Genomic DNA, 26982 nt, shown 5'->3' with positions numbered 1-26982 from the left:
ATCAGAAAGGCGAATTCCTATGTTTAAAGTGACTTTTAAGTTTGAAGGGGCGGAAGATGTTATCACTTATGCCCAGGAAGGAGAAAACCTTCTCGAAATCGCAAGAAAGAGCAATGTAGCAATTGATGCACCTTGTTCTGGAAATGCATCCTGTGGAAAATGTCGAGTAAAATTAATCGGAGGAGAGATTGAGTCTCCGAAAACCCGTCATATCACAGATGAAGAATATGCAGAAGGCTGGAGACTGGCCTGCGTAAGCAAAGTAACCGGAGATGTAGAAGTACAGGTACCGGATATTGCATCTGCCTACAGAAGCCGTATGAAAGTTGCTGATTTAAGCTCTAAAGAAGAAGTTGCAATTTTTGAAAAAGCAAAATCGGATGTAGAATCAGCAGGAATTTCTTTGACAAACAGCCTGGATGTTATTAATGTTAAAATGAATGTGCCGACTCTGGATGACACGATGCCGGATAATGAACGTCTGGTTCGTGCAATCAAAAAACAGACAGGAATTAAAAAAGTACGGATGCCATATTCAGTACTGCGTAAAATTTCTTATGTTTTCAGAGAAAGCAATTTTGAAGTACAGTGTGTCATTAGAAGCACAGAAAATGATATTTTTATTTATGATGTCTATAAAAAAGATGAAAAAGTGGTAATCGGAGGATTGGTAATTGATATCGGAACAACAACCGTTTCTGCTTTATTAATTGATATGAAGTCTGGAGAAATTCTTGGAAAGGCTTCTTCCGGAAATGGACAGATTCGATATGGAGCAGATGTTATCAATCGTATTATTGAATCTATGAAACCAGGTGGAAGTGAGAAACTTCAAAAAGCGGTAATTCAGGAGACAATCAATCCAATGATTCAGCAGATGTGCCGTGCAAGTGGATTTAAACCGGAACATATCTATCGTTTAAGCATTGCTTCTAATACAACAATGAATCATCTGCTTACAGGAATGAACGGAGATCCGATTCGTATGGAACCGTATATTCCTACTTTTTATAAAACAAATTCTTTATTTGCCTCAGATATTGGAATTCAGGTAAATCCAGATGCCCATATTATTATGGCTCCGAATATCGGAAGCTATGTAGGTGGAGATATTACAGCAGGTACTTTAGTCAGTATGCTGTGGAATCGTCCGGAATTTTCATTATTTATTGACTTAGGTACAAATGGAGAATTGGTATTTGGTAATTCTGATTTTATGATGAGCTGTGCATGTTCCGCAGGTCCTGCCTTTGAGGGTGGAGATATCAGCTGTGGTATGCGTGCAACCGATGGTGCAATTGAAGCATGTACAATCGACAAAGAAACCATGGAGCCTACTTATAGTATTATTGGAGAAGAAGGGCAGAAGCCGGTTGGTCTTTGTGGCTCGGGTATTATTGATGTAATCAGCGAATTATTCCGTACAGGTATTATTAATCCGAAAGGAAAATTTGTGCGGGAGGGAAAACGTGTCCGTCATGACCATTTTGGCATGGGAAGTTATGTGCTGGCTTTTGAAGAAGAAGCTGGTTCAGTAAAAGACGTGGAAATTAACGAAGTAGATATTGATAATTTTATTCGTGCGAAAGGTGCGATTTTCTCGGCTGTTCGTACGATGTTGGCATCTTTGGATTTCGATGTTTCCATGATTGATGATGTATATGTAGCCGGTGGAATCGGTAGTGGTATCAATATGAAAAATGCGGTGCATATTGGTATGTTCCCTGATATCCCTCTGGAAAAATTCCATTATATTGGAAACTCTTCTTTATCCGGGGCATATACGATGTTGTTATCAAGAGACGCAGAGCGAAAATGTTATGAGTTAGCGTCCAATATGACCTATCTCGAATTATCGACTGTGCCAAGCTACATGGATGAATTTGTAGCATGTTGTTTCATTCCGCATACGGATAGAACTCTGTTTCCATCGGTGACAGAAGCTTAGGAGGAAAAAATGGACTTTGATTATGCAAAAGACAGCAAGGAACAGCGTCCTTATGAATATTATCTGAAAACCTATCAGGAAATAGACCCAAAAGAAATCAGTGAAAGAACTGGATTTTTCTATGACGAAGAGAAAAAAGTGTTTACTGTAGTGTTTATGGGTAGCACTTATGAAATTTCGTTTCCGGATTATAAGATTTCTCATAAAGAAGATGAAAAAGGGGTATATCCGTTAGAAGAAGCGATGAATGCCAAGATTTTTATGGTTCGTTATCTGTCTGAAAAAGCAAAAGCTCCTTCTTCCGGAAAGTTTTTAACTTATCGGGAGGTACCGTGGGGAGAAGTTTATTTTAGACAATTTCAGGGACGATGCCTGATGCGTCTGGCATTTAGCTATGGAAATAAACTTGAGGCATTTAAAAAGGTAATGACTGCAATGGGAGCAAAACCGTTAGAGCAGGGAGACTGTGCCTTTGAGCTTGAGTTTATGGAAGGATTCTTCATTCGACTGATTCTGTGGGAAGGGGACGATGAATTTCCACCATCTTCACAGATTTTATTCTCAGATAATTTTGCAGTAACCTTTGCCGCAGAAGATTTAGCGGTGGCAGGAGATATCTGCATTAACATGATGAAAGCAGTCGAAAGAAAACTGTCTTAATATTGAAAATAATCTCTCGAATGTTAAATTTGGGAATCATAAATAAATTGAACATAAAAATAAGCACTTTGTGCTTAAATATAAAGAAAAGAGAGGAATAACATTATGGGATTTTCAACCGTACCATGTAATGAATTTGTGGAAGTACTGGCATCAAAAGCACCTGTACCTGGCGGTGGCGGAGCATCTGCATTGGTTGGTGCTGTTGGTACTGCACTTGGAAATATGGTAGGAAGCCTTACCGTTGGCAAGAAAAAATATGCAGAAGTAGAAGATGAAATGTGGGAATTAAAGAAAAAATGTGATGAACTTCAGAAAGATTTCCTGCGTTTAATCGAAAGAGATGCAGAAGTGTTTGAGCCGCTTTCCAAAGCTTATGGTATGCCTAGAGAGACAGAGGAAGAAAAAGCAGAAAAAGCAAGAGTAATGGAAATCGTATTAAAGGATGCCTGCTCTGTACCGATGGAAATTATGGAAAAATGCTGTGAAGCAATCGAAGTGATTGTTGAATTTGCAGCAAAAGGTTCTACTCTGGCAATCAGTGATGCAGGTGTAGGAGCTGCATTCTGTAAAGCAGCGTTAAAAGGTGCAAGTTTAAATGTCTATATCAATACTAAGTCCATGAAAGACAGAGAGTATGCGGAAGAACTGAACAAAAAAGCGGATGCAATGCTGGAAAAATATACAAAAATTGCAGATGAAACATTTGACAGTGTACTTTCCAGACTGAAATAAGTGAAAAACAATTGCGGAGGTTTAAGAAATGGCAAAGAGATTACTGGGTAAAGAAGTAACAGCAGCATTAAACGAAAGAATTAAAGCAGATGCGGAAGCACTGAAAGCAAAAGGAGTAAATCCAACTCTGTGTATTATTCGTGTCGGTGAAAATGAAAGTGATATTTCTTACGAAAGAGGAGCAACAAAACGTTGTGAAACATTAGGAGTAGCATGTGAAAAAATCCTTCTTCCGGAAGATGTAAGTCAGGAAGAACTGCTTGCAACAATCGATAAAGTAAATAAAAATGACCAGATTCACGGAGTTTTATTATTCCGTCCGCTTCCAAAACATCTGGATCAGTCTGTAATTGAGAATGCACTTGACCCTGCAAAAGACGTGGACTGTATGACAGATGGTTCTATGTCTGGCGTATTCACAGGCAAAAACGTTGGTTTCCCTCCATGTACACCACAGGCATGTATGGAAATCTTAGATCATTATGGAATTGACTGTACAGGTAAAAAGGCAGTTGTTGTTGGAAGAAGTCTTGTTGTTGGTAAACCGGCAGCAATGATGCTGATTAAGAAAAATGCAACTGTTACAGTGTGTCACACAAGAACAGTAGATATGCCATCTGTAGTAAGAGAAGCAGACATCGTAATCGTAGCAGCAGGACGTGCGGGTGTTGTAGATGACACTTATTTAAGAGCAGGTCAGGTTGTAATCGATGTAGGAATCAATGTAAATGCAGAAGGAAAGCTTTGTGGAGACGTTGATTTTGAAAAAGCAGAACCAATCGTAGAAGCAATTACTCCGGTACCAGGCGGTGTTGGAAGTGTAACAACATCTGTTTTAGTTGGACATGTTGTAGAAGCTGCAAAACGTAAATTTGCTTAAATTACATAGTTGTTATTCTTAGGAATAGACAGGCTGGAATTCAATTGCAAGTTCCAGTCTGTTTTTTGTTCTAATAATGAAAAAACGGGCATATACTTTAGCAGTATAATAAGGGGGAATCTATATGGATACCTATAATATCTATAAAGATATACAAGCCCGCACAAGGGGAGAAATTTATATTGGTGTGGTAGGACCGGTACGGACAGGAAAATCTACCTTTGTAAGAAGATTTATGGAATTGGCAGCGCTTCCCAATATGGAGGAAAACCAGCAAAAAGAGGTAAGAGACCAGCTTCCGCTTAGCGGTTCTGGAAAGTTAATTACAACCGTAGAACCCAAATTTATCCCAAAAGAAGCTGCAAAGATACAAATAGCAGAGGGATTGGAAGCAAAGATTCGTTTAATTGATTGTGTTGGATATATGGTGCCTGAGGCGGCAGGAAATATAGAAGAAGGCAAAGAACGGATGGTAAAAACTCCCTGGTATGCACAGGAAATTCCATTTCATCAGGCAGCAGAGACTGGAACAAAAAAAGTCATAGAAGAACATTCTAATATTGGTCTGGTGGTGACTTGTGACGGCTCATTTGGGGAAATTCCAAGAAAAAATTACATAGAAAGTGAAGAAAAAACGGTGGCTCAGTTAAAAAGAGCTGGAAAGCCATTTTTGATTCTTTTAAACTCTCAGAAGCCATACAAAGAAGAAACACTGGAATTAGCGGAAGAATTAAAAAAGAAATATCAGGCTGGTGTGATTAGTGTAAACTGTGAGCAGTTGAGAAATGATGATGTGACGAGAATCCTTGAGAGAGTGTTGTATGAATTTCCGATTGTTCAGATGGAATTTTATATTCCCAAATGGGTAGAAATGTTATCTTCGGAGCATTATTTAAAAGAAGAACTGATTTCGTGTGTACAGCAGATGATGCAAACAATGCATTACATAAAAGATGTGACAAAAGACCGGCTGGAGTTTGAAAGCCAGTATGTAAAAGGATTATTCTTAGAAACATTAGATTTATCAAGTGGAAAAATAAAAATTCGTATTGATATGGATGACAGCTGGTATTATGCTATTTTGAGTGAAATGACAGGGGTTGATATTTCAGATGAATATGAACTGATTCATATGATGCAGGAACTTTCTAAGATGAGAGGGGAATACTTAAAAGTAAAAGATGCAATAGAGTCCGTTCAGGCGAAAGGATATGGTGTGGTAACTCCGGATAAGACAGAAATTCGTTTGGAAGAACCAATTATCATAAAACAGGGAAATAAATATGGAGTAAAGATTAAATCTATCAGTCCTTCCATTCATTTGATTCGTGCCAATATAGAAACAGAGATTGCGCCGATTGTAGGAAGTGAAGAACAGGCAAAAGATTTGATTGCCTATATTAAATCCAACAATTCCGGAGAAGAGAGTATCTGGCAGACCAATATTTTTGGCAAGTCAATTGGACAATTGGTAGAAGATGGAATTCATCGGAAATTAATACAGATTAGTGATGAAAGTCAGGTGAAGTTACAGGATACCATGCAGAAAATTGTAAATGACAGCAAGGGCGGTCTGGTCTGCATTATTATCTAAGGAGTCTGTATTATTGATTGACTTTTGAGTCATGAAATTATATAATTACAGGGAGAAAGAAAGTAGAAAAAGCAGAGTCGGTGCAGATGTGGAAACAGGTGAAATTCCTGTGCAAGTCCGTTACTGTACAGCCAGATACACATGTGCCGGAGAAAAAGAATATCTGCGGCAACCGGATGTTTTGAAAGAATAAAATGCGCCGTTGTCAGGAAAGCTGACAGCGGTTTTTTGATTCTTATCAAGCTTCGTTTTGACTAATCAAAAACTACCCTGCTTTCAGAAACTTTAGAGAAGAGAAAAATACAGCGAGAGAAAAGGACAGAGATGGCACATAAAACAGGTCTGGAAGAATATTATATTATTAAAAATAATAAAAAAATGCGTTATGGTTATACAACTGGTTCTAGTGCAACGGCAGCAGCAAAAGCGGCAGTTGAAATGCTGTTGTCAAAAGAAGCAGTAAATACTGTATCACTTATGACGCCAAAAGGGATTTTATTAAACCTGGAGATTCTTCATATCAACATCGAAGAAAACCAGGTTTCTTGTGCTGTAAAAAAAGATGGCGGGGATGACCCTGATATGACAAATGGTCTGGAAATCTTTGCATTAGTCAAAAAAACGAAGCGGCCGGGAGTCTTTATTGACGGTGGAGAAGGCGTTGGTCGGATTACTAAGAACGGATTGGAACAGCCGATAGGAAATGCAGCAATCAATCAGGTTCCAAGACGCATGATTACAAAAGAAGTGGAAGAAATCTGTTCTCAGTATGAATATGAAGGCGGGATTTCTGTCTTGATTTTTGTGCCGAAAGGAGAAGAGATTGCAAAGAAAACCTTTAATCCAAAACTTGGAATTGTAGGTGGAATTTCAATCTTAGGGACTTCTGGAATTGTAGAGCCGATGAGTGAGGCTGCCTTGATTAGAAGTATTGGAGTCGAGATGCGTCAGAGAATTGCAAATGGTTCTGAGTATCTGTTAGTTACACCGGGAAATTATGGAAGTTCGTATCTAAAAGAGGAACTGAAATTACCGCTTGCGGAATCTTTAAAATGCAGTAATTATGTTGGCGAAACCGTAGATATGGCAGTCGATATGGGAGCAAAAGGAATTTTGTTTGTGGCACATCTTGGAAAGTTTGTAAAGGTTGCAGGAGGGATTATGAATACCCATTCCCGTTCGGCAAATGCAAGGGCAGAACTGATGGCAGCAAACGCAATTCGTGCAGGTGCTTCATTAGAGACTGCAAAGCAGATTCTTGATACTGTCACGACAGATGAGGCTGTGCAGATTGCGAAAGAAGCCGGAATTTTAAAGGGGCTGATGCAGGAAATTACCGGTCGGATTGAAGAAAGTCTCAACCATCGTTCTTATGGAAGACTGGTTTGTGGAGCTGTAATCTTTTCCAATGAGCATGGCTATCTTGGACAGACAGAGCATGCAGATATGTTGATGAGAGAAATTAGAAAAAAGACACAGAAAGAGGAGAAAAAATGACAGGAAAATTATATGGACTTGGAGTTGGACCGGGAGACCCTGAACTGTTGACAGTAAAAGCACTTCGATTGGTAAAAGAAAGTGATGTAGTAGCGGTTCCGGGAGCAGTTGCAGAGGAAAGTGTTGCCTATAAAATTGTAAAAGGGGTATATCAGGAATTAGATGAGAAAAATCTCATTCCAATCCCAATGCCAATGACAAAAGACCCGGCTGTATTAGAAGAAAATCACCAAAAAGCAGCAGATACCATAGAAGAACTTTTAAAGCAGGGAAAACAGGTTGCATTTTTAACTTTGGGAGACCCGACTGTGTATTCTACTTATTTGTATGTACATAAACGAATTTTAGAGCGTGGTTATGAAGTAGAAATTGTAAGTGGAATTCCGTCTTTTTGTGCGGTAGCAGCAACTTTAAATATGGGACTGGTAGAAATGGCAGAACCGCTTCATGTGATTCCTGCAACGTACAATGCGGATACCATGGATGAGGTATTAAAACTTCCGGGGACAAAAGTTTTGATGAAAACCGGAAGGAAAATGAAAGCAGTCAGAGAGAGTATTTTAAGAAGTGGTCAGGATGCAGTTATGATTGAGGATTGTGGCATGCCGAGTGAAAAGATTTATAAAAGTGCCGAAGAAATACCGGAACAGTCCGGATATTATTCATTAATTATTGTGAAGGAGAAAAAATAAGATGATACATTTTGTAGGAGCAGGTAGTGGAGCACCGGATTTAATTACAATCCGAGGAAAGAAGTTTTTAGAGGAAGCGGATGTGATTATCTATGCAGGTTCATTGGTTAATCCACAGCTTTTAGACTATGCAAAAGAAGGTTGTCAGATTTATAACAGTGCCAAGATGACCTTAGAAGAAGTACTCGATGTGATGAGAGAGGCAGAAAAAGCAGAAAAAATGACGGTACGTCTGCATACAGGAGACCCATGTCTGTACGGAGCAATTCGTGAGCAGATGGATGTACTTGATGAAGAAGGGGTTTCTTATGATTATTGTCCAGGTGTCAGTTCTTTTTGTGGGGCAGCATCAGCACTTAATTTAGAGTATACACTTCCTGAAGTATCCCAGAGTGTGATTATTACAAGGATGGCAGGTAGAACTCCGGTACCGGAAAAAGAAAGTATTGAGTCATTTGCAGCACATCAGGCTACAATGGTTGTATTCTTAAGTACGGGTCTGTTAGAGGAACTTTCCAAACGTTTAATCGAGGGTGGATATTCCAAGGATACACCGGCAGCAATTGTATATAAAGCGACCTGGGAAGATGAGAAATCTTTTGTCTGTACGGTTGGTACATTGGCACAGACTGCAAAAGAAAATCAGATTACCAAAACGGCTCTGATGATTATCGGAGAGGCAGTTGCACATTCAAATTATGAACGGTCAAAATTATATGACCCGGGATTTACAACAGAGTTCAGGAAAGGAACGGATGCAGAATGAAGATATCAATTATAAGTTTCAGCAGAAGCGGATATCGCATTGGAGAAATGCTCAGTTGGTTTTTAGGCGAAGGCGGGCATGAAGTAGAGGCATTTACAAAGAGTAAATACACAAAAAAGATATTGGATGAGTCACAGGTAGAGGCAGATGACAAAGCATTTCGTAATGTAAAAGAATTTGCAAAACCGATTGATTCTTCTCTTCGAGACTGGACAGGACGCCGCTTTGCACAAAGCGATGCGATTATCTTTATCGGAGCTTGTGGGATTGCGGTACGAAGCATTGCTCCATTTGTGAGCAGTAAAAAGACAGACCCTGCAGTAGTGGTTATTGATGAGCAGGGAAAATTTGCAATTTCTTTGTTATCCGGTCATATTGGTGGGGCAAATGAACTGACAGAGGAAATCAGCAACCTTCTGCATGCAACACCGGTTATTACAACTGCAACAGATATTAACAATAAATTTGCAGTGGATGTATTTGCAAAGACAAACGGATGCTATATTTCTGATATGACAATGGCAAAAGAAATTTCAGCAGCACTTGTAAATGGAAATAGTGTAGGATTTGCCAGTGATTTTCCATGGGTTGGAGAGATTCCGAAAGAGTTACAGCTGTTGGATGAAGAGGACGAGACAAAAGAAAAACCGGAGATGGGAATTTATGTGACAAATAGTTATCTGAAACATCCATTTGTACATACCCTTTATTTGGTTCCGAAGATTATTACTCTTGGAGTAGGCTGTAAAAAAGATACACCGGCAGAGACTGTGGAAAAAGTAGTTAGAAAAGCGTGCGATGAACTCTTAATTCCATCTGTTTCGATGGAACTGGTAACCAGTATTGATTTAAAGAAAGAAGAACAGGGAATCTTAGAATACTGTAAAGAGAGAAATCTTCCGTTTGAAACTTACAGTGCAGAACAGTTAAAAGAAGTAGAAGGAAGTTTTGCAGAATCGAAATTCGTAGAGGAGACAACGGGTGTAGACAATGTCTGCGAGCGAAGTGCAATTCTTGGAAGTAGTAAACATGGAGAAAAAAGTAATCTGATTCTTAGAAAATATGCAGAGGATGGCGTGACAGCAGCACTTGCCAGACGGAAATGGAGCGTACAGTTTTGAAAAAATTATATGTAGTTGGCATCGGACCTGGTGCTTATGAGAAAATGACAATTGAGGCAGCAGAGGCTTTAAAAAACAGTGATGTAATTATCGGATATACCGTATATGTAGACCTGGTAAAAGAACATTTTGCCGGAAAAGAATTTTTGACAACACCGATGAAAAAAGAGGTGGAGCGCTGTAAGATGGCATTTGAAGAAGCCATGAAAGGAAAGACGGTATCCATGATTTGCAGCGGGGATGCCGGTGTTTATGGAATGGCAGGCTTAATGTATGAAGTAGGAATGAATTATCCGGAAGTGGAACTTTCTGTTATTGCAGGTGTAACCGCAGCAACAGGCGGAGCAGCGGTATTAGGAGCTCCACTGATTCATGACTTCTGCCTGATTAGTTTAAGTGACCTGCTGACCCCATGGGAGAAAATCGAGACCAGACTTTTAGATGCAGCGCACGGAGATTTTGTGATTTGTCTGTATAATCCGTCCAGTAAGAAACGCCATGATTATCTGCAGAAAGCCTGTGATTTAATGTTAAAATATAAAAGTGAAGAAACAGTCTGCGGAATTGTTGGAAACATTGGAAGAGATGGAGAAAGTGAGAAGGTTATGACGTTAAAAGAACTGCGTGATACACAGGTCGATATGTTTACAACGGTATTTATTGGAAATTCTCAGACAAAGAATATCAATGGAAAAATGGTGACACCAAGGGGCTATAAAAATGTGTAAGGTGCTTGTATTTGCAGGGACAACAGAAGGCAGAAAAATTTCAGAATTTTTAGAAAAACAAAAAATCCAGACACATGTCTGTGTAGCAACCGAGTATGGAGAGACACTTCTGCCAAAGAGCAGTTATCTAAGTATCTCTCATGAGAGGTTGGATGAAACTGCAATGAAAGAGGCGATGCAAAATATGCATCCGTCTCTTGTCATCGATTCAACCCATCCTTATGCTGCGGAAGTAACAAAAAACATTCGCAAGGCATGTGAGGAGACAAAAACGGAATATGTACGTCTTTTACGTGCCGGAAGTACAAAGGATACAAAGAATGATTCCAGTGTATATGTAGATTCCGTGGATGAGGCTGTAGAATATTTAAGTACAACAACAGGAAATGTTTTAGTTACCACGGGAAGCAAGGAAATTCATAAGTATACAAAGATTGAAAATTATAAAGAACGAATTTTTGCGCGTGTACTTTCTCTTTCTAATGTTGCCGAACACTGTAAAAGTCTTGGATTTGAAGGACGAAATCTGATTTGTATGCAGGGACCGTTTTCTATGGAATTAAATGAGGCAATGCTTCATCAGTTTGACTGTCGTTATCTGGTAACAAAAAAGTCCGGAGTGACAGGCGGGTATGAGGAAAAACTGGAAGCGGCAAAGCGGGCAGGCTGTATCTGTGTGATTGTAGGTCGGCCATTAAAAGAAGAAGGACTTGGATTAATCGAATGTAAAGCATTATTATGCCGGCGTTTTGGATTAAAACAAAACCAGAAAGTCTCTCTGGTTGGAATTGGAATGGGAAATCCGGATACCTGCACAATAGAGGCAATCAAAGCAATCAAAGAGGCAGAACTTTTAATTGGAGCAAAACGGATGGTCGAATCTGTGTTGCACTCGGAACAGGATGTGTTGATTGAATATAACAGTGAAAAAATAAAAGTATATCTGGATAAGCATCCGGAATACGAAAAAATCGCGGTATTGCTTTCTGGAGATGTCGGATTTTACAGTGGGGCAAAGAAACTGCAGGAAACATTAAAAGAGCGCGAGGTAAGGCAGATAAGCGGACTTTCGTCACCGATTTATTTTATGGCGAAAATCGGACGCTCCTGGGATGATGCGATTATTACCAGTGCACATGGGAAAAAAGAAAATCTGGTGGAACTGATAAAAACACATCAGAAAGTGGTTTCGATTCTAGGAACAAAAGATGCGGTGGCAAATCTTGCAAAGTCGCTGACAAATTATGGAATGGGAAAGGTGATTTTTTTTGTAGGAGAACGTCTTTCTTATCCAGACGAAGCAATTGTGCAGGGAAGTGCAGATTCCTTCTGTGATTATGAGGGCGATGCCTTAAGTGTGATTTATATAGAAAATAAAGAGGCGGAAGGCTTACCATCCACACATGGCGTAAAAGATAGTGCGTTTTTAAGAGATAAAGTGCCAATGACCAAAGAAGAAGTGCGCTGTGTTTCTTTGGCGAAACTTGGCTTAAGGGAAGATTCTGTCTGTTATGATGTGGGAGCAGGTACAGGTTCTGTGTCTGTCGAAATGGCACTTCGTACGCCAAAAGGCAGGGTTTATGCAATTGAAAAGAAAGAAACGGCAGTGGAGCTGTTAAAAAAGAACAAACAAAAATTTATGACGGATAATCTCTCTGTAATAGAAGGAGTGGCACCGGAAGCATTAGAAGCACTTGAAGTACCAACACATGCTTTTATCGGAGGCTCTTCTGGAAATATGGAATCTATTTTAAGATTACTGCTTGAAAAAAATCCGAAGATTCGAGTTGTAATTAACTGTATTGCACTTGAAAGTGTAGCAGAAGCCAATCGTTGCATGAAAGTACTGCCATTTGAAGACGTAGAAATGATACAGTTAAGTGTAAGCCGTGCAAAAAAAATCGGAAGCTATCAGATGATGATGGGAGAAAATCCGATTACGATTTTTTCTGCAACAGGAAAGAAAGAAGAAAAAGAGGAGGAATAGTCGTAATGAAGATACCTCGTTTTTTGATTTGTGCAGGGGCAAGTGGAAGTGGCAAAACCTTGATTACCTGTGGACTGCTTCAGGCACTTATAAATAGAGATAAGAAAGTAGCTTCTTTTAAGTGTGGACCGGATTATATTGACCCGATGTTTCATACCAAGGTAATCGGAACTCATTCGAGAAATCTGGATTCTTTTTTTGTGAATGAGCCTGTTTTAAACTATCTGCTTTCCAAAAACTGCAAAGGTATGGACATTGCAGTGATGGAAGGTGTGATGGGCTATTATGATGGTGCAGGAGGGATTACTTCCAAAGCCAGTGCTTATGAAGTGGCCTCTATGACAAAAACACCGGCGGTTTTGATTGTAAACTGTAAGGGAATGAGTGTTTCTATTGTGCCTTATATTAAGGGATTTTTGGAATATAAAGAAAATAGTCAGATAAAAGGCGTAATATTAAATCAGATGCCTGCAATGCTCTACCCGAGAGTAAAGCAGTTAATTGAATCAGAGTTAGAAATTCAGGTACTTGGATATGTGCCGAAAGTAGAGGATTGTGTGATTGAAAGCAGGCACTTAGGACTAATTTTACCAAATGAGATTGCAGATTTTAAGGAACGGCTTGCAAAGCTTGCTAAGGTGTTAGAAGAAACCATTGACATGGAAAAACTGCTTTTGCTTGCAGAGAATGCACCGGATTTAGAAGAAGAAATTCCATGGGACAAAGACAGCGAGTATGCGTTTCAATTAGAACAGCCGGTTCGGATTGGCATTGCAAGAGATGAGGCGTTTTGTTTTATTTATGAGGATAATCTGCAGTTATTACGAAATATGGGTGCAGAGCTGGTAGAGTTTTCACCGCTTCATGATGAAAAACTTCCAAAAAACCTGTATGGATTGATTTTTTATGGAGGTTATCCGGAACTCTTTGCAAAGCAGTTAGAAGAAAATCATTCGATGCGGGAAGCGATTAAAAAGGCTTATGAAAAGGGAATGCCTGTGATTGCAGAATGTGGCGGTTTTATGTATCTGCATGAGACGATGGAAGATATGGAGGCAAAACCGCATAAAGGAGTCGGCATTATAAAAGGAGAATCCTATCGGACTTCAAAGCTTGGCAGATTTGGCTATATTTCGCTTAAATCAAAGACAAATCGAGTGTTGGAAGAAAATTGTGATGAGATTCCGGCACATGAATTTCACTATTTTGATTCCACTTCGTGCGGAAGTGATTTTGTGGCGAAGAAACCATTTAGCAGCAGAAGCTGGGAGTGTATTCATTTAGAAAACCATCTTCTGGCAGGATTTCCTCATTTTTATTATTACGGAAATCCTGCTGTGGCAAAGGGAATTTTAAAGAGTTGTCAGATGTATAAAGATAAGACGATATGAAAGGATTCTGAGACTACATAAGAAAAGGAGTATGAAAATGAAACTGGAAGAAGCGCTGAAAAAAATAGAACCATTAGATGAAACAGCGATGGATGTATGCAAGAAAAGATGGGATGCGATTGCACATCCACTGCACAGTCTTGGAAAATTAGAAGATATGCTGGTACAGATTTCCGGGATTACCGGCAGTGCGGATATTGATGTAAGAAAAAAGGCACTCGTTCCGATGTGTGCAGATAATGGTGTGGTAGAAGAAGGTGTCACACAGACCGGACAGGAGATAACGGCTCTTGTCTGTGAAAATTTTCTTCAGACGAAAGCAGTATCAAGTATTATGTGTAAGAGTGTAGGTGCGGAAATTTTTCCAGTTGATGTGGGAGTGGCAAGTAACGTCAGTATTTTGAACCGTAAAATTGCTTATGGAACAAAAAATATGGTAAAAGAGCCTGCTATGACAAAAGAACAGGCAGTTCAGGCAATCGAAACCGGAATTGAAATGGTGGAAACGTTAAAAGCAAAAGGCTATGGAATTATTGCAACCGGAGAGATGGGAATTGGAAATACAACGACGAGCAGCGCAGTTGCTTCGGTTATTTTAAAACGTCCGGTAGAAGAAATGACGGGAAGAGGAGCAGGGCTTTCTTCTGAGGGATTGAATCGTAAAATTACGGCAATCAAAAAAGCGGTTGCCCTTCATAAGCCAGATCCAGAAGATGGAATTGATGTGGTTTCCAAAGTAGGTGGTTTTGATATTGCAGGAATTGCAGGTCTTTTTATTGGCGGTGCAGTATATAAAGTTCCGATTGTAATTGATGGAGTAATTTCCGCAGTAGGAGCTTTGGTTGCTGTCACCATCTGTCCGCAGTGTAAAGATTATATGCTGGCAAGTCATGTGTCAAAAGAACCGGCAGGACAGTTATTACTGGAACGTCTTGGAAAAGAAGCGCCGCTTCACTGTGATATGTGTCTGGGAGAAGGAACGGGAGCACTTAACTTATATCCATTATTAGATACAGCGGTAGCGGTTTATTATGGAATGAGTGATTTTAGTGGAATTGGCATGGAAGCTTATGTTCCGCTTCAGTAATAAAAAAGATAATAAGAGAGACATGAATAATAGGTGGGAAATTAGCCATTGAGAGATGGAATGAAAAGAGGATAAAAAGATGATTACACTTGTAACCGGAGGCAGTGGAAGTGGAAAATCTGCTTATGCGGAAGAGGTATTGACCGGTTTTGGAGACTTTCCACGAATTTATATTGCCACAATGTATCCCTTTGATGAAGAGAGTAAAAAGAGAATTGAGCGTCACCGAAAGATGCGGGCAGAGAAAAATTTTAATACAATAGAATGTTACACCGGTCTTCGGAACTTAGAACTTCCCGAAGGCTGCTGTGTGCTTCTTGAGTGCATGTCTAATCTGGTAGCGAATGAAATGTTTCAGGAAGATGGGGCAAAGGATGACACAGTGCCAGAGATTTTAGAAGGAATTTCAGAAATCGAAAAACAGGCAAAAGAACTGGTCATTGTAACAAATGAGATTTTTTCAGATGGAATTGACTATGATGAAGAAACGAAACGATATCAGAGTTATCTTGGAAAAATCAATCAGGAGCTGGCAAAGCGTGCAAAAGCGGTGGCAGAAGTGGTTTATGGAATACCAGTTGAGAGAAAGAATCAAAAAGGAGTTATCCGGGAGAAGAAAAATGGCACAGAAAAATGAAAAGAAAACAACAACGGCAGGTCAGCTTGCAAACAGTTTTAAAATTGCATTTTCTATGTATTCTAAAATTCCAATGCCGCAAAGTGAGTGGAGTAAAGAAAATATGCGTTATGTGATGTGTTTTCTTCCGTTAATCGGAGCGGTCATTGGATTTTTAAGCTGGATTTGGGGAACATATGCAGGACTGTTTGTACACAGCCATAATTTTTATACAGTCATCCTTGTTTTGATTCCGGTGTTGGTAAGTGGAGGGATTCATTTAGATGGACTGCTTGATACATCAGATGCATTAAATTCTTATCAGCCAAGAGAAAAAAAATTAGAGATTTTAAAAGATTCCAATGCAGGAGCATTTGCAATTATTGTGGGAATCTGCTATTTCCTTTTATATTTTGGTGTTTACAGTGAAATGACAGTAAGAAGCCTTCCGGTTATCTGCATTGGCTTTGTCTTATCAAGAGCGCTGGGAGCATTGTCTATTGCAACATTTCCAATGGCGAAGAATACGGGACTTGCAGCAACATTTTCTGACGGAGCACAGAAAAATACAGTCAAAGTGGTTTCTGTTATCGTGGCAGTACTTTCAATCCTTTTCATGATTGCAGTCAGACCGTTGATTGGGCTTTGCGTATTGGTTGGGGCAGGCTGTGAGTATCTTTATTATTATAAAATGTCCATGAAACAATTTGGTGGAATTACCGGAGACCTGGCAGGGTTTCATATACAGATATGTGAGTTGGTGATTGCCTTATCCGCAGTAATTGGACAAATCATAGGAGGATGAGAGATGAGACTGGTAATAGGCGGAGCTTTTCAGGGAAAGAAAGCTTATGTGGCAGAAAAATATCAGCTTCCAAATGAAAAAATGACAGACGGAAGTGCAGCGTCTTACGAAGAAATTTTTGACACTCCGTGCCTGTATCATTTTCATGAATGGGTAAAAGAAAGGTTAAAAGAAGGGAAAAAGTTAGAGAATCTGGAAGAAGAGCTGATAGATAAAAATCCAGATATTATTCTGATTTCCAACGAACTGGGATATGGAGTTGTTCCGATTGACAAATTTGACAGAGAATATCGGGAAACAACCGGAAGAGTCTGTACCAGACTGGCAAAGAAGAGTAAAAGTGTAGTGCGGATTATCTGTGGAATGGAGTGTGTATTAAAAGATGAGTAAATTTTATCTGATTCGCCATTCCATTACAAAAGGAAATCTGGAAAAACGCTATATTGGAGCAAAAACAGATGAACCACTTTGTAAGGCAGGATATGAACTGCTCAAAGAAAAGCATTATCCGAAGGTAGAAAAAGTCATTGCAAGCCCGATGAAGCGCTGCATCGAAACGGCACAATTATTGTTTCCGGATACACAAATACAGATAGAGGAAAGTTTAAGAGAATGTGACTTTGGTGAGTTTGAGAACAAAAATTATCAGGAATTAAGTCAAAGTAAAGCGTATCAGGCATGGATTGACAGCAATGGAACACTTCCATTTCCGAATGGAGAGAGTCAGGAAAGTTTTAGAAAACGAAGCACAACCGGCTTTAAGCGTTGTATTGAGCAATGCTTAAAAGAAGAAATAAACGAAGCAGCATTTGTTGTGCATGGAGGCACAATTATGAGTGTTTTAAGTTCCCTTGCGACAGAAGAAAAAGATTATTTTTGCTGGCAAGTCAAAAATGCAGAGGGATTTTTAGTTGAAGTTACCAAAGAAGAATGGGAAAATACCCGTAAAGTAACCGTAATCAAAGAAATAAACGGGAAGGAATAAGAAAATGATAAAGTGGACAGCGGTAATGCTTGTGATTGGATTTTTACTGGATTTATTGATTGGAGACCCGAGATGGCTGTATCACCCGGTAAGAATTATTGGAAACAGTATCACTTTTTTTGAAAAGTGGCTGCGTAAGTGTTTTCCAAAAACCCCGTCAGGAGAAAAAATGGCGGGATGTGTTTTAGTGATTCTGATTTGTCTGGAAAGCAGTCTGGCTCCGTTTGTTTTGTTATTTCTTGCATTTAAAATTCATACCGCAGTCGGTATAGGGCTTGGTTCTTTTTTCTGTTATCAGATGCTTGCGACAAAGTCTTTAAAGGATGAGAGCATGCGTGTCTATGAAAAATTAGAACATGGAACAATCGAAGAAGCAAGAGTGGCAGTTTCAATGATTGTTGGACGTGATACACAGAATCTGAACAAAGAGGGAGTCACAAAGGCAACCGTAGAAACTGTTGCGGAAAATACTTCTGATGGAATTATTGCGCCGATTTTTTATATGGCAGTGGGTGGTCCGGTTTTGATGTATTTATATAAGGGAATCAACACGATGGATTCCATGGTTGCTTATAAAAATGACAAGTATCTGCATTTTGGCTGGTGTGCGGCAAAATTAGATGATATCGCAAATTTTATTCCGGCAAGAATTTCTGCTTTTTTGATGATCTTAGCAGCTTTTGTATGCAGATTAGACTGGAAAAATGCATGGCGTATTTTTAAAAGAGACCGGTATAATCATGCCAGTCCAAATTCTGCACAGACTGAGGCAGTAATGGCAGGGGCATTAGATGTGGCACTTGCGGGAAATGCTTATTATTTTGGAAAATTATATGAAAAGAAAACGATTGGAGATGCGATTCGCAAAATTAAGCCGGATGATATAATACTTGCAAACCGCATGCTTTATGTGGCAGCAACAATCAGTGTGATTTTATTTGCTGTCATTCGGATTCTTTTACAGCTGATATAAAAATGTATGCCGGAATTTCAGGAATGTTTGATTGAAAGCGATCTATAAAAAAGGCTTTGAGCGTACATATATTGTAGTAGAATGGAGAAAAGAAAATGAGTTATCATACACATGGGGGAGATGTCTATCGAAATAAAAATGTGATTGACTTTTCTGCGAACTGTAATCCATTTGGAACTCCAAAGTCCGTAAAAGAAGCAGCCGTACAGGCAATGGAAGAAGTCTTTCATTATCCGGATACGGATTGTCAGGAATTAAGAGAAGCAATTGGAGTTTATGAAGAGGTTCGACCGGAGTGGATTATCTGTGGAAATGGAGCAGCGGATTTAATTTATCGTCTGGTGTTGGGTACAAAACCAAAACAGGCAGTGCTATTTGCACCGACTTTTGCAGAATACGAACAGGCATTAGAAATCGTGAATTGCGAAGTGAAACATTATGAATTAAAAGAAGAAAACGGTTTTTGTGTGGAAGAAACCCTTTTGGACTGGATTACAGAAAAGACAGATATCGTATTTTTGTGTAATCCGAATAATCCAACCGGAGTACTCTTAGAAAGAAAATTTATCTTAGAGGTTTTAAAACGCTGTAAAGAAAAAAATAGTCTGTTTGTTTTAGATGAGTGTTTTGTTGACTTTGTGGAAGAACCTGAAAATCATACAATAAAAGATATGCTGAAAGAATATCCGAATTTGTTTCTTTTAAAAGCCTTTACAAAGCGTTATGCAATGGCAGGAGTCAGACTGGGATATGGTTTGAGCAGTAATCAAAGGTTGTTGGAAAAAATACAGCATTGTGGGCAGCCGTGGGCAGTTTCTACCGTGGCACAAAAAGCAGGGATTGCAGCATTAAAAGAAGAAGAGTATGTAAAGAGAAGTATGGCTTATGTGCATGCACAGAGAAAGAAACTGATAAAAAATTTAACGCTTCTTGGTTATAAAACCTTTGATTCAAAGGCAAATTATATTTTCTTTCAAGGGGAAGAAGGCTTGTATGAAAAATGTCTGGAAAAAGGAATTTTAATCCGGGACTGCAGTAACTATTATGGATTAAAAAAAGGATATTATCGTGTGGCGGTAAAGCTTCAAGAAGAAAATGAAAAACTGTTGGAAGTTTTAAAAGCATGCAGAAAGGATGGAGAAAAGTGGCAAAAGCGATTATGATACAGGGGACAATGTCAAATGCAGGAAAAAGCCTTTTGACAGCGGGTTTATGCCGTATTTTTAAACAGGATGGATATAAAGTTGCTCCATTTAAATCTCAAAATATGGCATTGAATTCTTTTATTACAGAAGAGGGTCTCGAAATGGGACGTGCCCAGGTCATACAGGCAGAAGCGGCAGGAATCAAACCGTCTGCGCTGATGAATCCGATTTTATTAAAACCAACCAATAATATGGGAAGTCAGGTCATTGTAAACGGAGAAGTGCTTGGAAATATGAGTGCGAAAGATTATTATGCATTTAAGAAAAATCTTCGTCCGAAAATTTTAGAGGCCTATGAAAAACTGGCATCCGAATATGATATCATTGTGATTGAAGGAGCAGGAAGTCCGGCAGAAATCAATTTAAAACAGGAAGATTTTGTCAATATGGGAATGGCAAAGATGGCAAAAGCACCGGTGCTCTTGGTTGGAGATATTGACAGGGGCGGAGTATTTGCACAGCTTGTCGGTACGGTTATGCTGCTTGATGAAGATGAGCAGGATATGGTAAAAGGTCTGATTATCAATAAATTTAGAGGGGATAAAAGTATTTTGGACCCTGGAGTGGAAATGTTAGAAGAACGGACTAAAATTCCGGTGGTCGGAGTTGCACCGTATTTAAATGTAGATATTGAAGATGAGGATAGTCTGGCAGAACGCGTAAAAGGAAATCGAGAAGTGGATTTAATTGATATTGCAGTTATCCGCCTTCCGAGGATTTCAAACTTTACGGATTTTAATGCACTTGAAGTGATTCCCGGAGTTTCAGTACGTTATGTCAGAACGGTAAAAGAACTCAAAAATCCAGATATGATTATTCTTCCGGGTTCTAAAAATACAATGGAAGACCTTTTATGGATGCGCCAGAATGGATTAGAAGCTGCGATTTTAAAGAAAGCAGGGGAAGATAAGATTATTTTTGGTGTTTGTGGTGGCTATCAGATGTTAGGAGAAACCCTTTCTGACCCGGATGGTGTCGAAGCCGGAGGAAAAATAAAGGGAATGGGACTGCTGCCGATGGATACCGTCTTTAAAGGCGCAAAGACCAGAACTCGCGTAGAAGGTCGATTTTTGGAAGTGACCGGTGCACTTTCTGCTTTAAGTCAGATTGAATTGGAAGGTTATGAAATTCATATGGGAGAATGTACCAGAAAAGAGAATGCAAAACCGCTTGTCACAATAACAGATAAAGTAAATGGGGATTCCAAAGCAGATGGAACGTATAAAGACAATGTGTATGGCTCTTACGTGCATGGAATCTTTGACAAAGAAGAAGTGGCAGAAGCAGTTGTAACTTCAATTGGAAAGAAAAAGGGACTCGATGTCAGTGAAATGACAGGGGTAGATTTTGCCGAATACAAAGAAAAACAGTATGACCTGCTTGCGGATGGTTTAAGAGAATACCTCGACATGGAAAAAATTTACAAGATATTAAAAGAAGGGATTTAATTGTGAAGACAAAGCTGGAGAATGTAAAACCAAAAGAAATTGAAACAAGAAGTTTTGAAATTATTACCGAAGAATTAGGGGACAAAAAATTACAGCCGGGTACAGAGTTGATTGTAAAACGTTGTATTCATACAAGTGCGGATTTTGATTATGCGGATAATCTGTATTTTTCCAAAGATGCGGTTCCTAAGGCAATTGAGGCGATTAAACACGGGGCATGCATTGTAACTGATACACAGATGGTAAAAGCCGGAATTAATAAAAAAGCACTTGCCAAATTTGGCGGTGAGGTGTATTGTTTTATGTCGGATGAGGATGTCGCAAAAAATGCAAAATCGGCAGGAAGCACAAGAGCAGCAGCAAGCATGGAGAAAGCGGCAAAACTTGGAAAACCGGTAATTTTTGCAATTGGGAATGCACCGACTGCGCTGGTGCGTCTGTATGAGTTAATTCAGGAAAATCAGATTCAGCCGTATTTGATTATTGGTGTACCGGTTGGATTTGTAAATGTTGTACAGTCAAAAGAGATGATTATGGAAACAGATGTTCCTTGTATTGTAGCAAAGGGAAGAAAAGGTGGAAGCAATATTGCAGCCTGCATCTGCAATGCATTGCTTTATATGATTGACAATGAAAGAGATTACTGGAAATAAAATTTGAACGCAGATAAGCGGATTGCAAATGTCCGCTTTACGTGAGTAGATGCAATAGATACGGAGGTGATAAATCTTGAAGTGCGAACGATGTGGAAATCAGCTCGATGATACCGATTTATTTTGCCCAAAGTGCGGAAAAGCAGTATTTGAAGAGTATATGGACGATGATGACATTTGGGATGAATATGACAGAGAACCAAAGGTTGGATCGAAAGAAAAATTAGAAATTTCAAAAGAGATTCAACCGGAGAAAGCGTCAAAGGTCGAAGAAACCAAAGAAAGTCCGAAAGAGGAAAATAAGCAGGAAGAGGCGGCGAAAATGCCGCAGATTCCAAAAGAAGAATCCAAGCCAAAAAGAAAGACAGAAGCGAAAAAAGCAGACAAAAAAACAAAGAAAACAACAAGCAAAAAGACCGAAGAAGTGTCCGGTAAGAAAAGTCCGGTGGGATTGATTTGTGCCTGTATCCTGATGGTATGTCTTTTGATTGGGGTGCTCTGGGGAATGATGACGGTCAGACAGATGGAGAAGGAGCAGGCGACAAAGACAACGACAGATAATAGTCAGGAACAGGAAAATCAGGCATCGGTTTCAACCGATAATACGAAGACAGAAGAGACAACGAAACCGGATGAGGCAGAAGAATCCAAGCAAAAAGAGAATGAGACTAAAACAGAAGAGCAGGAACAACAGCCGGAAGCGAAACCAGAAGAAGTAGAGCAAAAGAAACAGGACTATTTTGTTATGGTGGACAAAGAGGGCATAGATTTTAGTCAATATACAAAACTTACAGTTGCAAATGCGGAACAGAGTTCCATGGCAAGTTCCGGCAACTATGATTACAGTGCGAAGAGTGCAGCAGATGGAGATATTACTTCATCCTGGCAAGAAGGTGTAGAGGGACTTGGCGAAGGAACAGGAATCAAACTCAGCTTAGATGGAACACATAAAATTCGTTATATCGTATTATATCTCGGAAACTGGAGAAGTGATGAGATGTGGCAGAAAAATGCGAGACCGGCTAAGCTAAGTATCAATTTGGGAGACAATCAGGCAAAAGATGTAGAATTTTCCGATGAAAAGAAAGCATTTTGTCTTTCTTTTGATGAGCCGGTAGAGGCATCTTTTGTTTCCCTTTACATTCAGGCAGGTTATGCCGGTGCAAAGTGGAATGACAACTGTATTTCAGAAGTGGAATTTTATGAATAAAAGAATGAGCGAGAAAGGATTGATTATCCTCTACTCGCTCATTTTTGTTATTGTTCAATGGTTTTTAAATGTTCTACAAACAACTCTTGGATTCCGCGGTATTCGCCGAGTCCTTTTAAAATCGGTGTTACTTTATAACCGGCTGCTTTGAATTTATTATACCAGGAATCAGGGTCATCTCCTGCCATATCATTCTTTGCGTGGTCACCGGCTACAATCATAAATGGAGCAAGTACGATTTCTTCTGGCTTATAAGCGTCTACAAGGCGTTTTAAGCTGTCAATTGATGGATAGGCTTCTACGGTAGCAAGGAAGATATTTGGATGTCCCTTATCCTTAAATGCATAATCCAGAGCAGCATAAATAGAATTTGAAAAATGAGTTGTGCCGTGTCCCATAAAGACGAGTGCCTGTTTTTTATTCAGCCAGGAGAATTCATCGGCTAAAATTTCAATGACTTTATTGGTATCTTCTTCAGATGTAAGAAGTGGCGCACCAAATGAAATGGAATCAAAAGAATCTTTATAGGCAAGCGCATCTTCTTTCATTAAATCATTTTCAATTCCATTGATAACGTGAGTTGGCTGTACCAGGACATTGGTGATTCCATCCTGCTTCATCTGTTCCATTGCCTCAGATACAGTCATAATGTGTACATTGTCTCTGGCATTTACTTTTTTGATGATCATTTTACTGGTCCATGCACGATATAAAGAAGCATTCGGACATGCATTTTTTAAAGCTTCTTCAATAGCGTCAATGGTGACTTCTCTTGTGTCATTGTGGCTTGTACCAAAGCTGACAGCAAGAATTGCGGTTTTTCTTTCTACGTTTGTTTTCATAGTTCCTCCCTATTGTGTAGTATTGATATTTGTATCGGAAATATATTTTTCCAGTGTTTTTAAATTTTTTGGAAGCGGAAGAGTTGTCTTTAAAATTTGTTTTTGACAAAGACTGTGAAACAGTTCTAACACAGCGGGCGGTTCCAAATTTGTTTTTTCAAGCACACGAGGATTTGAAAAAACTTCTTCCGGTGCACCTTGCATTAAAACTTTTCCCTGATGAAATAAAATAACCTGGTCTGCCCATTCATAAGCGTAGTTGACATCATGGGTAGCCATGAAAACAGTAATTCCGGCTTTCGTCATGCGATTTACAATTTGATTTACCATAGTAGTATGTTTCGGATCAAGAGCAGCAGCAGGTTCATCTAAAATAATAATATCCGGTTTCATCACAAGAATATCAGCAATAGAAACCTGTTTTTTCTGTCCCCCGCTTAAAGCATGAGTAGGTTTATGACGAAATGGTGTAATTTCAAGCTCAGCGATTACATCTTCAACCGCTTTTTTGGCGTCTTCCTCAGAGTATCCGAGATTTAATACTCCAAAGGAAATTTCCTGATATACGCTCGCAGAAAAGAGCTGATTGTCGGGGTCCTGAAAAACAATTCCGATTTTGCTTCGAAGTTTTAGAAGCCCTTTACGGTCATAAGAATAAGGTTCCCCGTTATAATAAAGAGTTCCCGAACTTGGTTTGTGGATTCCGGTACAGCAGAGGAAAAAAGTTGATTTCCCGGAACCATTTGCACCCATAAATGCAATTTTCTGGCCTCTTGGAATCTCCAGGGAAAGACCATTTAAAGAGTGTGTTTTTTCATCATCATAAGAAAAATACAAATTATCTGCTTTTAAGATGATATCATTATTGTTCATGCAAAAAATTTCCTCCAGATAAAAAGAATTAAAAGAAACAGTTCAAAAAGTGTAATCAAAAAAATTACATGTTTTTTCGGTGGTTGATTTTCATTTAAAACGCGAATCGTGCCATCATAGCAGCGGGTTTCCATGGAGTTATAAAGGGCATTGGAACGTTTTACTGCCCGCACCATAAGGGTAGAACACATTGCTGCAAAAGACTTTAGCGAAGTTTTATAGTTGCAGTTTCCGAGTCGGCAGTCCTGAGCAGTAGAAATATGATAAGCAGTGTCTAAAAGCACGAAGATAAAGCGATAAATTAAAAGCATTAATTCAATTAAAAGTTTTGGACAGTGAAGCTTATCAAGTACCATTAAAATATCAGGCATTGGTGTATTCAGAGAAAGGAAATACAGGCAGGATACAGCAGCAAGTGCAGTCAGGATTAACTGCAGGGCATAAAGTGCGCCATACGTGCTTCCGGTTAAGTACCAGTTTCCGATTTTTATAGCAAATAAATCGAGTGGTTTTTGTTTCACGTTTACAAGAATCGCCAGTGTACTCAAAAATAAAAATGCCAGTGGAACACTTAAGAAATGAAGATAGCGAAAAAGGGGGATTCCACCTTTCCATACAGTGAGAATCCCCGTTACTGCTAAAACAATTCCTGCAATTACCATGGAACGACTCATTACACAGATAATTAATGTAATCACGGCAAAAGCGAATTTTTCTGCGGCATTTTCATATCTGAGTCTGGAAGTATAACAAAGTTTATCAATTGTAATCATTCAAGACTCCTTTCTTGTGACAGGCGAAAGAATCATTCACCCTTTCCAAGCTTTTTACGCTCTACAAAACGTCCCATGAAGAAAGCAAGGACGCCGACACCGATAGAAGACTGTACACAGAACAGTAAACTTTCTACCTCGCCCGGAAGTTCATGTCCAAGCATTTTTTCTAAAATTGGTTCTGCAATTGGCTGGAAAGAAGAGTCGACTTCTTCAACAACCTGGCTTCCGGCATCATCAGATCCGCCGAATTCAGCATCCTTTAAAGCAAATAATGGAATAAAGGCAATTAATAAAATAATAACCAATAAGGTAATGACTTTCTTTTTCATATTATTTTGCCTCCTTCATAAATCCGATTGCACGAAGCTCCGGTTTTGCATAAGTTTCAAGTGCCATAATGATTAATACAGTTAAGATACCTTCGATAATTGCAAGCGGTACCTGAGTTGGTGCAAATACAAGTAAGAATTTACCCATTGCATTTAAAATGGTTGTATCAGCGTGATGAGCAAGTGCCATCTGAACTGCAGTTACACAGTAAGTAAATAAATCTCCTAAAGTTGCAGATAAGAAAATAGCAACCATTTTATTTACTTTGCATTTCTGACAGACTTTATAAATTGCAAAGGTTACAAATGGTCCGGCAATTGCCATGGAGAACGTGTTTGCTCCGATTGTAGTTAAACCGCCGTGTGCAAGTAAGATTGCCTGGAATAATAAAACAATAATTCCAAGAATGGAAACTGCACTTGGTCCAAATAAGATAGCGCCAAGACCGGTTCCTGTCATATGAGAACAACTTCCGGTAACGGAAGGAATTTTCAAAGAAGAGATAACGAATACGAAAGCACCGGACATAGCCAATAAGGTAATCAGGTTGCGGTGTTCATTTAATGTTTTCTTGATGGAGAAAAATCCGGCTGCAAGAAATGGCAGACAAAGGACTCCCCAGGCAACGCAGTATCCTGCAGGAAGATAGCCTTCCATGATATGCATAGCTGCTACGTTTGGAACAATACCAAACATAAGTGCAAATGCGGTAGCAAATGCGATGACGTGTTTTTGTTGTTTGTTCATTTTCATGACTCCTTTAACGTGATAAAGATTTAAAATAAAAAAACCTGCGGAAGAATTCCGGCAGGCCAAGTTGAGAATAAAAAACAGACTACGACTGTGTAGAGTGTTTTCATTCTTACACAAGGCCATCGTTCGTAACCATGTGTAAATCGTATGCAGCAGGCAGGTCTTCTGACTTAAGCGTCATTGCAGCATTTCGCCTTCCCGGTTCCCCAGTGGCAATGATGAAATGTGCTCTGCTAGTTACAGCGGCGTGACCGTGCGGGAATTGCACCCGGCTTTCCTATTATTCCGAAAAAAACGGACACCTGTGTACATTCAATTCTTTGTCCATTGTATTATTTCTCAAAGCATTTGTCAATTCATTTTTAGGCAAAAACTGACAAAAAACCTTAGGTTGCACCGAGGTACATTCTGTGCTAAGATGAACCAA

The 26982-nt window shown here is 39.3% G+C and carries 28 protein-coding genes and 1 riboswitch; of the genes, 23 read left to right on the top strand and 5 right to left on the bottom strand.

From position 1 onward, the window contains the following. The first annotated feature begins 19 nt into the window (after positions 1-19). From acsV to ACYQ2D_RS03085, 23 genes are all read left to right on the top strand, one after another. Positions 20-1948: a corrinoid activation/regeneration protein AcsV gene (acsV, locus tag ACYQ2D_RS03195; protein ID WP_117456334.1), complete on the top strand. Its 1929-nt coding sequence runs from the start codon at positions 20-22 to the stop codon at positions 1946-1948. Positions 1949-1957: 9 nt separating this feature from the next. Beyond that, positions 1958-2608 (top strand): DUF3786 domain-containing protein, encoded by a 651-nt coding sequence (locus ACYQ2D_RS03190; RefSeq protein ID WP_117456335.1) that lies wholly within the window; start codon positions 1958-1960, stop codon positions 2606-2608. Between the two features lie 105 nt (positions 2609-2713). After that, complete coding sequence (locus ACYQ2D_RS03185; RefSeq protein ID WP_117456336.1) at positions 2714-3343, top strand: cyclodeaminase/cyclohydrolase family protein; 630 nt, start codon at positions 2714-2716, stop codon at positions 3341-3343. Positions 3344-3371: 28 nt separating this feature from the next. After that, on the top strand, positions 3372-4223 hold the full coding sequence (locus ACYQ2D_RS03180) for a bifunctional 5,10-methylenetetrahydrofolate dehydrogenase/5,10-methenyltetrahydrofolate cyclohydrolase (RefSeq protein WP_022303046.1): 852 nt from the start codon (positions 3372-3374) through the stop codon (positions 4221-4223). A 124-nt stretch (positions 4224-4347) separates the two neighbouring features. Continuing rightward, positions 4348-5817, top strand: coding sequence for a stage IV sporulation protein A (spoIVA, locus tag ACYQ2D_RS03175; RefSeq protein ID WP_117456337.1), 1470 nt, complete (start codon positions 4348-4350; stop codon positions 5815-5817). A gap of 31 nt (positions 5818-5848) precedes the next feature. Then, on the top strand, positions 5849-6010 hold the full coding sequence (locus ACYQ2D_RS03170; protein ID WP_187558036.1) for a hypothetical protein: 162 nt from the start codon (positions 5849-5851) through the stop codon (positions 6008-6010). Positions 6011-6141: 131 nt separating this feature from the next. Beyond that, positions 6142-7314: a cobalt-precorrin-5B (C(1))-methyltransferase CbiD gene (cbiD, locus tag ACYQ2D_RS03165; protein WP_459784618.1), complete on the top strand. Its 1173-nt coding sequence runs from the start codon at positions 6142-6144 to the stop codon at positions 7312-7314. Further along, on the top strand, positions 7311-8006 hold the full coding sequence (gene cobI, locus ACYQ2D_RS03160) for a precorrin-2 C(20)-methyltransferase (protein WP_022303043.1): 696 nt from the start codon (positions 7311-7313) through the stop codon (positions 8004-8006). Before cbiD ends, cobI begins: the two co-directional genes overlap by 4 nt. A gap of 1 nt (position 8007) precedes the next feature. After that, the gene (cobM, locus tag ACYQ2D_RS03155) at positions 8008-8772 is read left to right on the top strand and encodes a precorrin-4 C(11)-methyltransferase (RefSeq protein ID WP_117456339.1); all 765 of its coding nucleotides are present in this window, start codon (positions 8008-8010) and stop codon (positions 8770-8772) included. Then, entirely contained in the window at positions 8769-9893 is a 1125-nt protein-coding gene (gene cbiG / locus ACYQ2D_RS03150; protein ID WP_459784617.1) for a cobalt-precorrin 5A hydrolase, read from the top strand. Before cobM ends, cbiG begins: the two co-directional genes overlap by 4 nt. Next, positions 9890-10621 carry a precorrin-3B C(17)-methyltransferase gene (gene cobJ / locus ACYQ2D_RS03145; RefSeq protein WP_022303040.1) on the top strand — a complete coding sequence of 244 codons (732 nt, stop codon included), beginning with the start codon at positions 9890-9892 and terminating at the stop codon, positions 10619-10621. Before cbiG ends, cobJ begins: the two co-directional genes overlap by 4 nt. After that, positions 10614-12608, top strand: a complete 1995-nt coding sequence (cobK, locus tag ACYQ2D_RS03140; RefSeq protein WP_459784616.1) for a precorrin-6A reductase — start codon at positions 10614-10616, stop codon at positions 12606-12608. Before cobJ ends, cobK begins: the two co-directional genes overlap by 8 nt. Positions 12609-12613: 5 nt before the next feature. Further along, complete coding sequence (locus ACYQ2D_RS03135) at positions 12614-13999, top strand: cobyrinic acid a,c-diamide synthase CobB (RefSeq protein WP_459784615.1); 1386 nt, start codon at positions 12614-12616, stop codon at positions 13997-13999. 37 nt (positions 14000-14036) lie between these two features. Next, positions 14037-15086, top strand: a complete 1050-nt coding sequence (gene cobT, locus ACYQ2D_RS03130) for a nicotinate-nucleotide--dimethylbenzimidazole phosphoribosyltransferase (protein ID WP_459784614.1) — start codon at positions 14037-14039, stop codon at positions 15084-15086. A 79-nt stretch (positions 15087-15165) separates the two neighbouring features. Further along, entirely contained in the window at positions 15166-15723 is a 558-nt protein-coding gene (locus ACYQ2D_RS03125; protein ID WP_022302897.1) for a bifunctional adenosylcobinamide kinase/adenosylcobinamide-phosphate guanylyltransferase, read from the top strand. Continuing rightward, positions 15707-16507, top strand: a complete 801-nt coding sequence (gene cobS, locus ACYQ2D_RS03120) for an adenosylcobinamide-GDP ribazoletransferase (RefSeq protein ID WP_459784613.1) — start codon at positions 15707-15709, stop codon at positions 16505-16507. The genes ACYQ2D_RS03125 and cobS overlap by 17 nt, the downstream gene beginning before the upstream one ends. A gap of 3 nt (positions 16508-16510) precedes the next feature. Next, the gene (locus ACYQ2D_RS03115) at positions 16511-16897 is read left to right on the top strand and encodes a bifunctional adenosylcobinamide kinase/adenosylcobinamide-phosphate guanylyltransferase (protein ID WP_459784612.1); all 387 of its coding nucleotides are present in this window, start codon (positions 16511-16513) and stop codon (positions 16895-16897) included. Next, positions 16890-17492 (top strand): histidine phosphatase family protein, encoded by a 603-nt coding sequence (locus tag ACYQ2D_RS03110; RefSeq protein ID WP_459784611.1) that lies wholly within the window; start codon positions 16890-16892, stop codon positions 17490-17492. The genes ACYQ2D_RS03115 and ACYQ2D_RS03110 overlap by 8 nt, the downstream gene beginning before the upstream one ends. 4 nt (positions 17493-17496) lie before the next feature. Next, a complete protein-coding gene (gene cbiB, locus ACYQ2D_RS03105; RefSeq protein ID WP_459784610.1) occupies positions 17497-18465 on the top strand; it encodes an adenosylcobinamide-phosphate synthase CbiB in 969 nt (322 codons plus the stop codon). Positions 18466-18560: 95 nt separating this feature from the next. After that, positions 18561-19628 (top strand): threonine-phosphate decarboxylase CobD, encoded by a 1068-nt coding sequence (gene cobD, locus ACYQ2D_RS03100; protein WP_117456346.1) that lies wholly within the window; start codon positions 18561-18563, stop codon positions 19626-19628. After that, entirely contained in the window at positions 19610-21118 is a 1509-nt protein-coding gene (locus ACYQ2D_RS03095) for a cobyric acid synthase (protein ID WP_459785301.1), read from the top strand. The genes cobD and ACYQ2D_RS03095 overlap by 19 nt, the downstream gene beginning before the upstream one ends. A 2-nt stretch (positions 21119-21120) precedes the next feature. Then, positions 21121-21771, top strand: coding sequence for a precorrin-8X methylmutase (locus tag ACYQ2D_RS03090; RefSeq protein WP_022302890.1), 651 nt, complete (start codon positions 21121-21123; stop codon positions 21769-21771). Between the two features lie 76 nt (positions 21772-21847). After that, positions 21848-22981 carry an NADase-type glycan-binding domain-containing protein gene (locus ACYQ2D_RS03085; protein ID WP_459784609.1) on the top strand — a complete coding sequence of 378 codons (1134 nt, stop codon included), beginning with the start codon at positions 21848-21850 and terminating at the stop codon, positions 22979-22981. A gap of 47 nt (positions 22982-23028) precedes the next feature. Here the strand turns inward: ACYQ2D_RS03085 and ACYQ2D_RS03080 are convergent, their stop codons facing one another. Genes ACYQ2D_RS03080 through ACYQ2D_RS03060 form a run of 5 tightly spaced genes read right to left on the bottom strand, consistent with a single transcriptional unit; the run spans position 23029 to position 26549 of the window. After that, positions 23029-23823 carry a sirohydrochlorin cobaltochelatase gene (locus tag ACYQ2D_RS03080; RefSeq protein ID WP_459784608.1) on the bottom strand — a complete coding sequence of 265 codons (795 nt, stop codon included), beginning with the start codon at positions 23821-23823 and terminating at the stop codon, positions 23029-23031. A 9-nt stretch (positions 23824-23832) separates the two neighbouring features. Further along, positions 23833-24696 carry an energy-coupling factor ABC transporter ATP-binding protein gene (locus ACYQ2D_RS03075; protein ID WP_118700868.1) on the bottom strand — a complete coding sequence of 288 codons (864 nt, stop codon included), beginning with the start codon at positions 24694-24696 and terminating at the stop codon, positions 23833-23835. Next, positions 24693-25469 carry a cobalt ECF transporter T component CbiQ gene (cbiQ, locus tag ACYQ2D_RS03070; protein ID WP_459784606.1) on the bottom strand — a complete coding sequence of 259 codons (777 nt, stop codon included), beginning with the start codon at positions 25467-25469 and terminating at the stop codon, positions 24693-24695. Before cbiQ ends, ACYQ2D_RS03075 begins: the two co-directional genes overlap by 4 nt. Positions 25470-25501: 32 nt before the next feature. Beyond that, on the bottom strand, positions 25502-25801 hold the full coding sequence (locus tag ACYQ2D_RS03065; RefSeq protein ID WP_022303013.1) for an energy-coupling factor ABC transporter substrate-binding protein: 300 nt from the start codon (positions 25799-25801) through the stop codon (positions 25502-25504). A gap of 1 nt (position 25802) precedes the next feature. Continuing rightward, positions 25803-26549: an energy-coupling factor ABC transporter permease gene (locus tag ACYQ2D_RS03060; RefSeq protein ID WP_022303014.1), complete on the bottom strand. Its 747-nt coding sequence runs from the start codon at positions 26547-26549 to the stop codon at positions 25803-25805. 144 nt (positions 26550-26693) lie between these two features. Then, positions 26694-26877: riboswitch (cobalamin riboswitch) on the bottom strand. Positions 26878-26982: the final 105 nt, after the last annotated feature.

Source organism: Blautia stercoris, assembly GCF_054657695.1.
This window is presented reverse-complemented; position numbering and strand designations above follow the sequence as displayed.

Excerpts from the sequence above, each read along its gene's own strand:
- acsV (WP_117456334.1), top strand. The coding sequence starts at position 20 with ATGTTTAAAGTGACTTTTAAGTTTGAAGGGGCGGAAGATGTTATCACT.
- ACYQ2D_RS03190 (WP_117456335.1), top strand. The coding sequence starts at position 1,958 with ATGGACTTTGATTATGCAAAAGACAGCAAGGAACAGCGTCCTTATGAA.
- ACYQ2D_RS03185 (WP_117456336.1), top strand. The coding sequence starts at position 2,714 with ATGGGATTTTCAACCGTACCATGTAATGAATTTGTGGAAGTACTGGCA.
- ACYQ2D_RS03180 (WP_022303046.1), top strand. The coding sequence starts at position 3,372 with ATGGCAAAGAGATTACTGGGTAAAGAAGTAACAGCAGCATTAAACGAA.
- spoIVA (WP_117456337.1), top strand. The coding sequence starts at position 4,348 with ATGGATACCTATAATATCTATAAAGATATACAAGCCCGCACAAGGGGA.
- ACYQ2D_RS03170 (WP_187558036.1), top strand. The coding sequence starts at position 5,849 with ATGAAATTATATAATTACAGGGAGAAAGAAAGTAGAAAAAGCAGAGTC.
- cbiD (WP_459784618.1), top strand. The coding sequence starts at position 6,142 with ATGGCACATAAAACAGGTCTGGAAGAATATTATATTATTAAAAATAAT.
- cobI (WP_022303043.1), top strand. The coding sequence starts at position 7,311 with ATGACAGGAAAATTATATGGACTTGGAGTTGGACCGGGAGACCCTGAA.
- cobM (WP_117456339.1), top strand. The coding sequence starts at position 8,008 with ATGATACATTTTGTAGGAGCAGGTAGTGGAGCACCGGATTTAATTACA.
- cbiG (WP_459784617.1), top strand. The coding sequence starts at position 8,769 with ATGAAGATATCAATTATAAGTTTCAGCAGAAGCGGATATCGCATTGGA.
- cobK (WP_459784616.1), top strand. The coding sequence starts at position 10,614 with ATGTGTAAGGTGCTTGTATTTGCAGGGACAACAGAAGGCAGAAAAATT.
- ACYQ2D_RS03135 (WP_459784615.1), top strand. The coding sequence starts at position 12,614 with ATGAAGATACCTCGTTTTTTGATTTGTGCAGGGGCAAGTGGAAGTGGC.
- cobT (WP_459784614.1), top strand. The coding sequence starts at position 14,037 with ATGAAACTGGAAGAAGCGCTGAAAAAAATAGAACCATTAGATGAAACA.
- ACYQ2D_RS03125 (WP_022302897.1), top strand. The coding sequence starts at position 15,166 with ATGATTACACTTGTAACCGGAGGCAGTGGAAGTGGAAAATCTGCTTAT.
- cobS (WP_459784613.1), top strand. The coding sequence starts at position 15,707 with ATGGCACAGAAAAATGAAAAGAAAACAACAACGGCAGGTCAGCTTGCA.
- ACYQ2D_RS03115 (WP_459784612.1), top strand. The coding sequence starts at position 16,511 with ATGAGACTGGTAATAGGCGGAGCTTTTCAGGGAAAGAAAGCTTATGTG.
- ACYQ2D_RS03110 (WP_459784611.1), top strand. The coding sequence starts at position 16,890 with ATGAGTAAATTTTATCTGATTCGCCATTCCATTACAAAAGGAAATCTG.
- cbiB (WP_459784610.1), top strand. The coding sequence starts at position 17,497 with ATGATAAAGTGGACAGCGGTAATGCTTGTGATTGGATTTTTACTGGAT.
- cobD (WP_117456346.1), top strand. The coding sequence starts at position 18,561 with ATGAGTTATCATACACATGGGGGAGATGTCTATCGAAATAAAAATGTG.
- ACYQ2D_RS03080 (WP_459784608.1), bottom strand. The coding sequence starts at position 23,823 with ATGAAAACAAACGTAGAAAGAAAAACCGCAATTCTTGCTGTCAGCTTT.
- ACYQ2D_RS03075 (WP_118700868.1), bottom strand. The coding sequence starts at position 24,696 with ATGAACAATAATGATATCATCTTAAAAGCAGATAATTTGTATTTTTCT.
- cbiQ (WP_459784606.1), bottom strand. The coding sequence starts at position 25,469 with ATGATTACAATTGATAAACTTTGTTATACTTCCAGACTCAGATATGAA.
- ACYQ2D_RS03065 (WP_022303013.1), bottom strand. The coding sequence starts at position 25,801 with ATGAAAAAGAAAGTCATTACCTTATTGGTTATTATTTTATTAATTGCC.
- ACYQ2D_RS03060 (WP_022303014.1), bottom strand. The coding sequence starts at position 26,549 with ATGAACAAACAACAAAAACACGTCATCGCATTTGCTACCGCATTTGCA.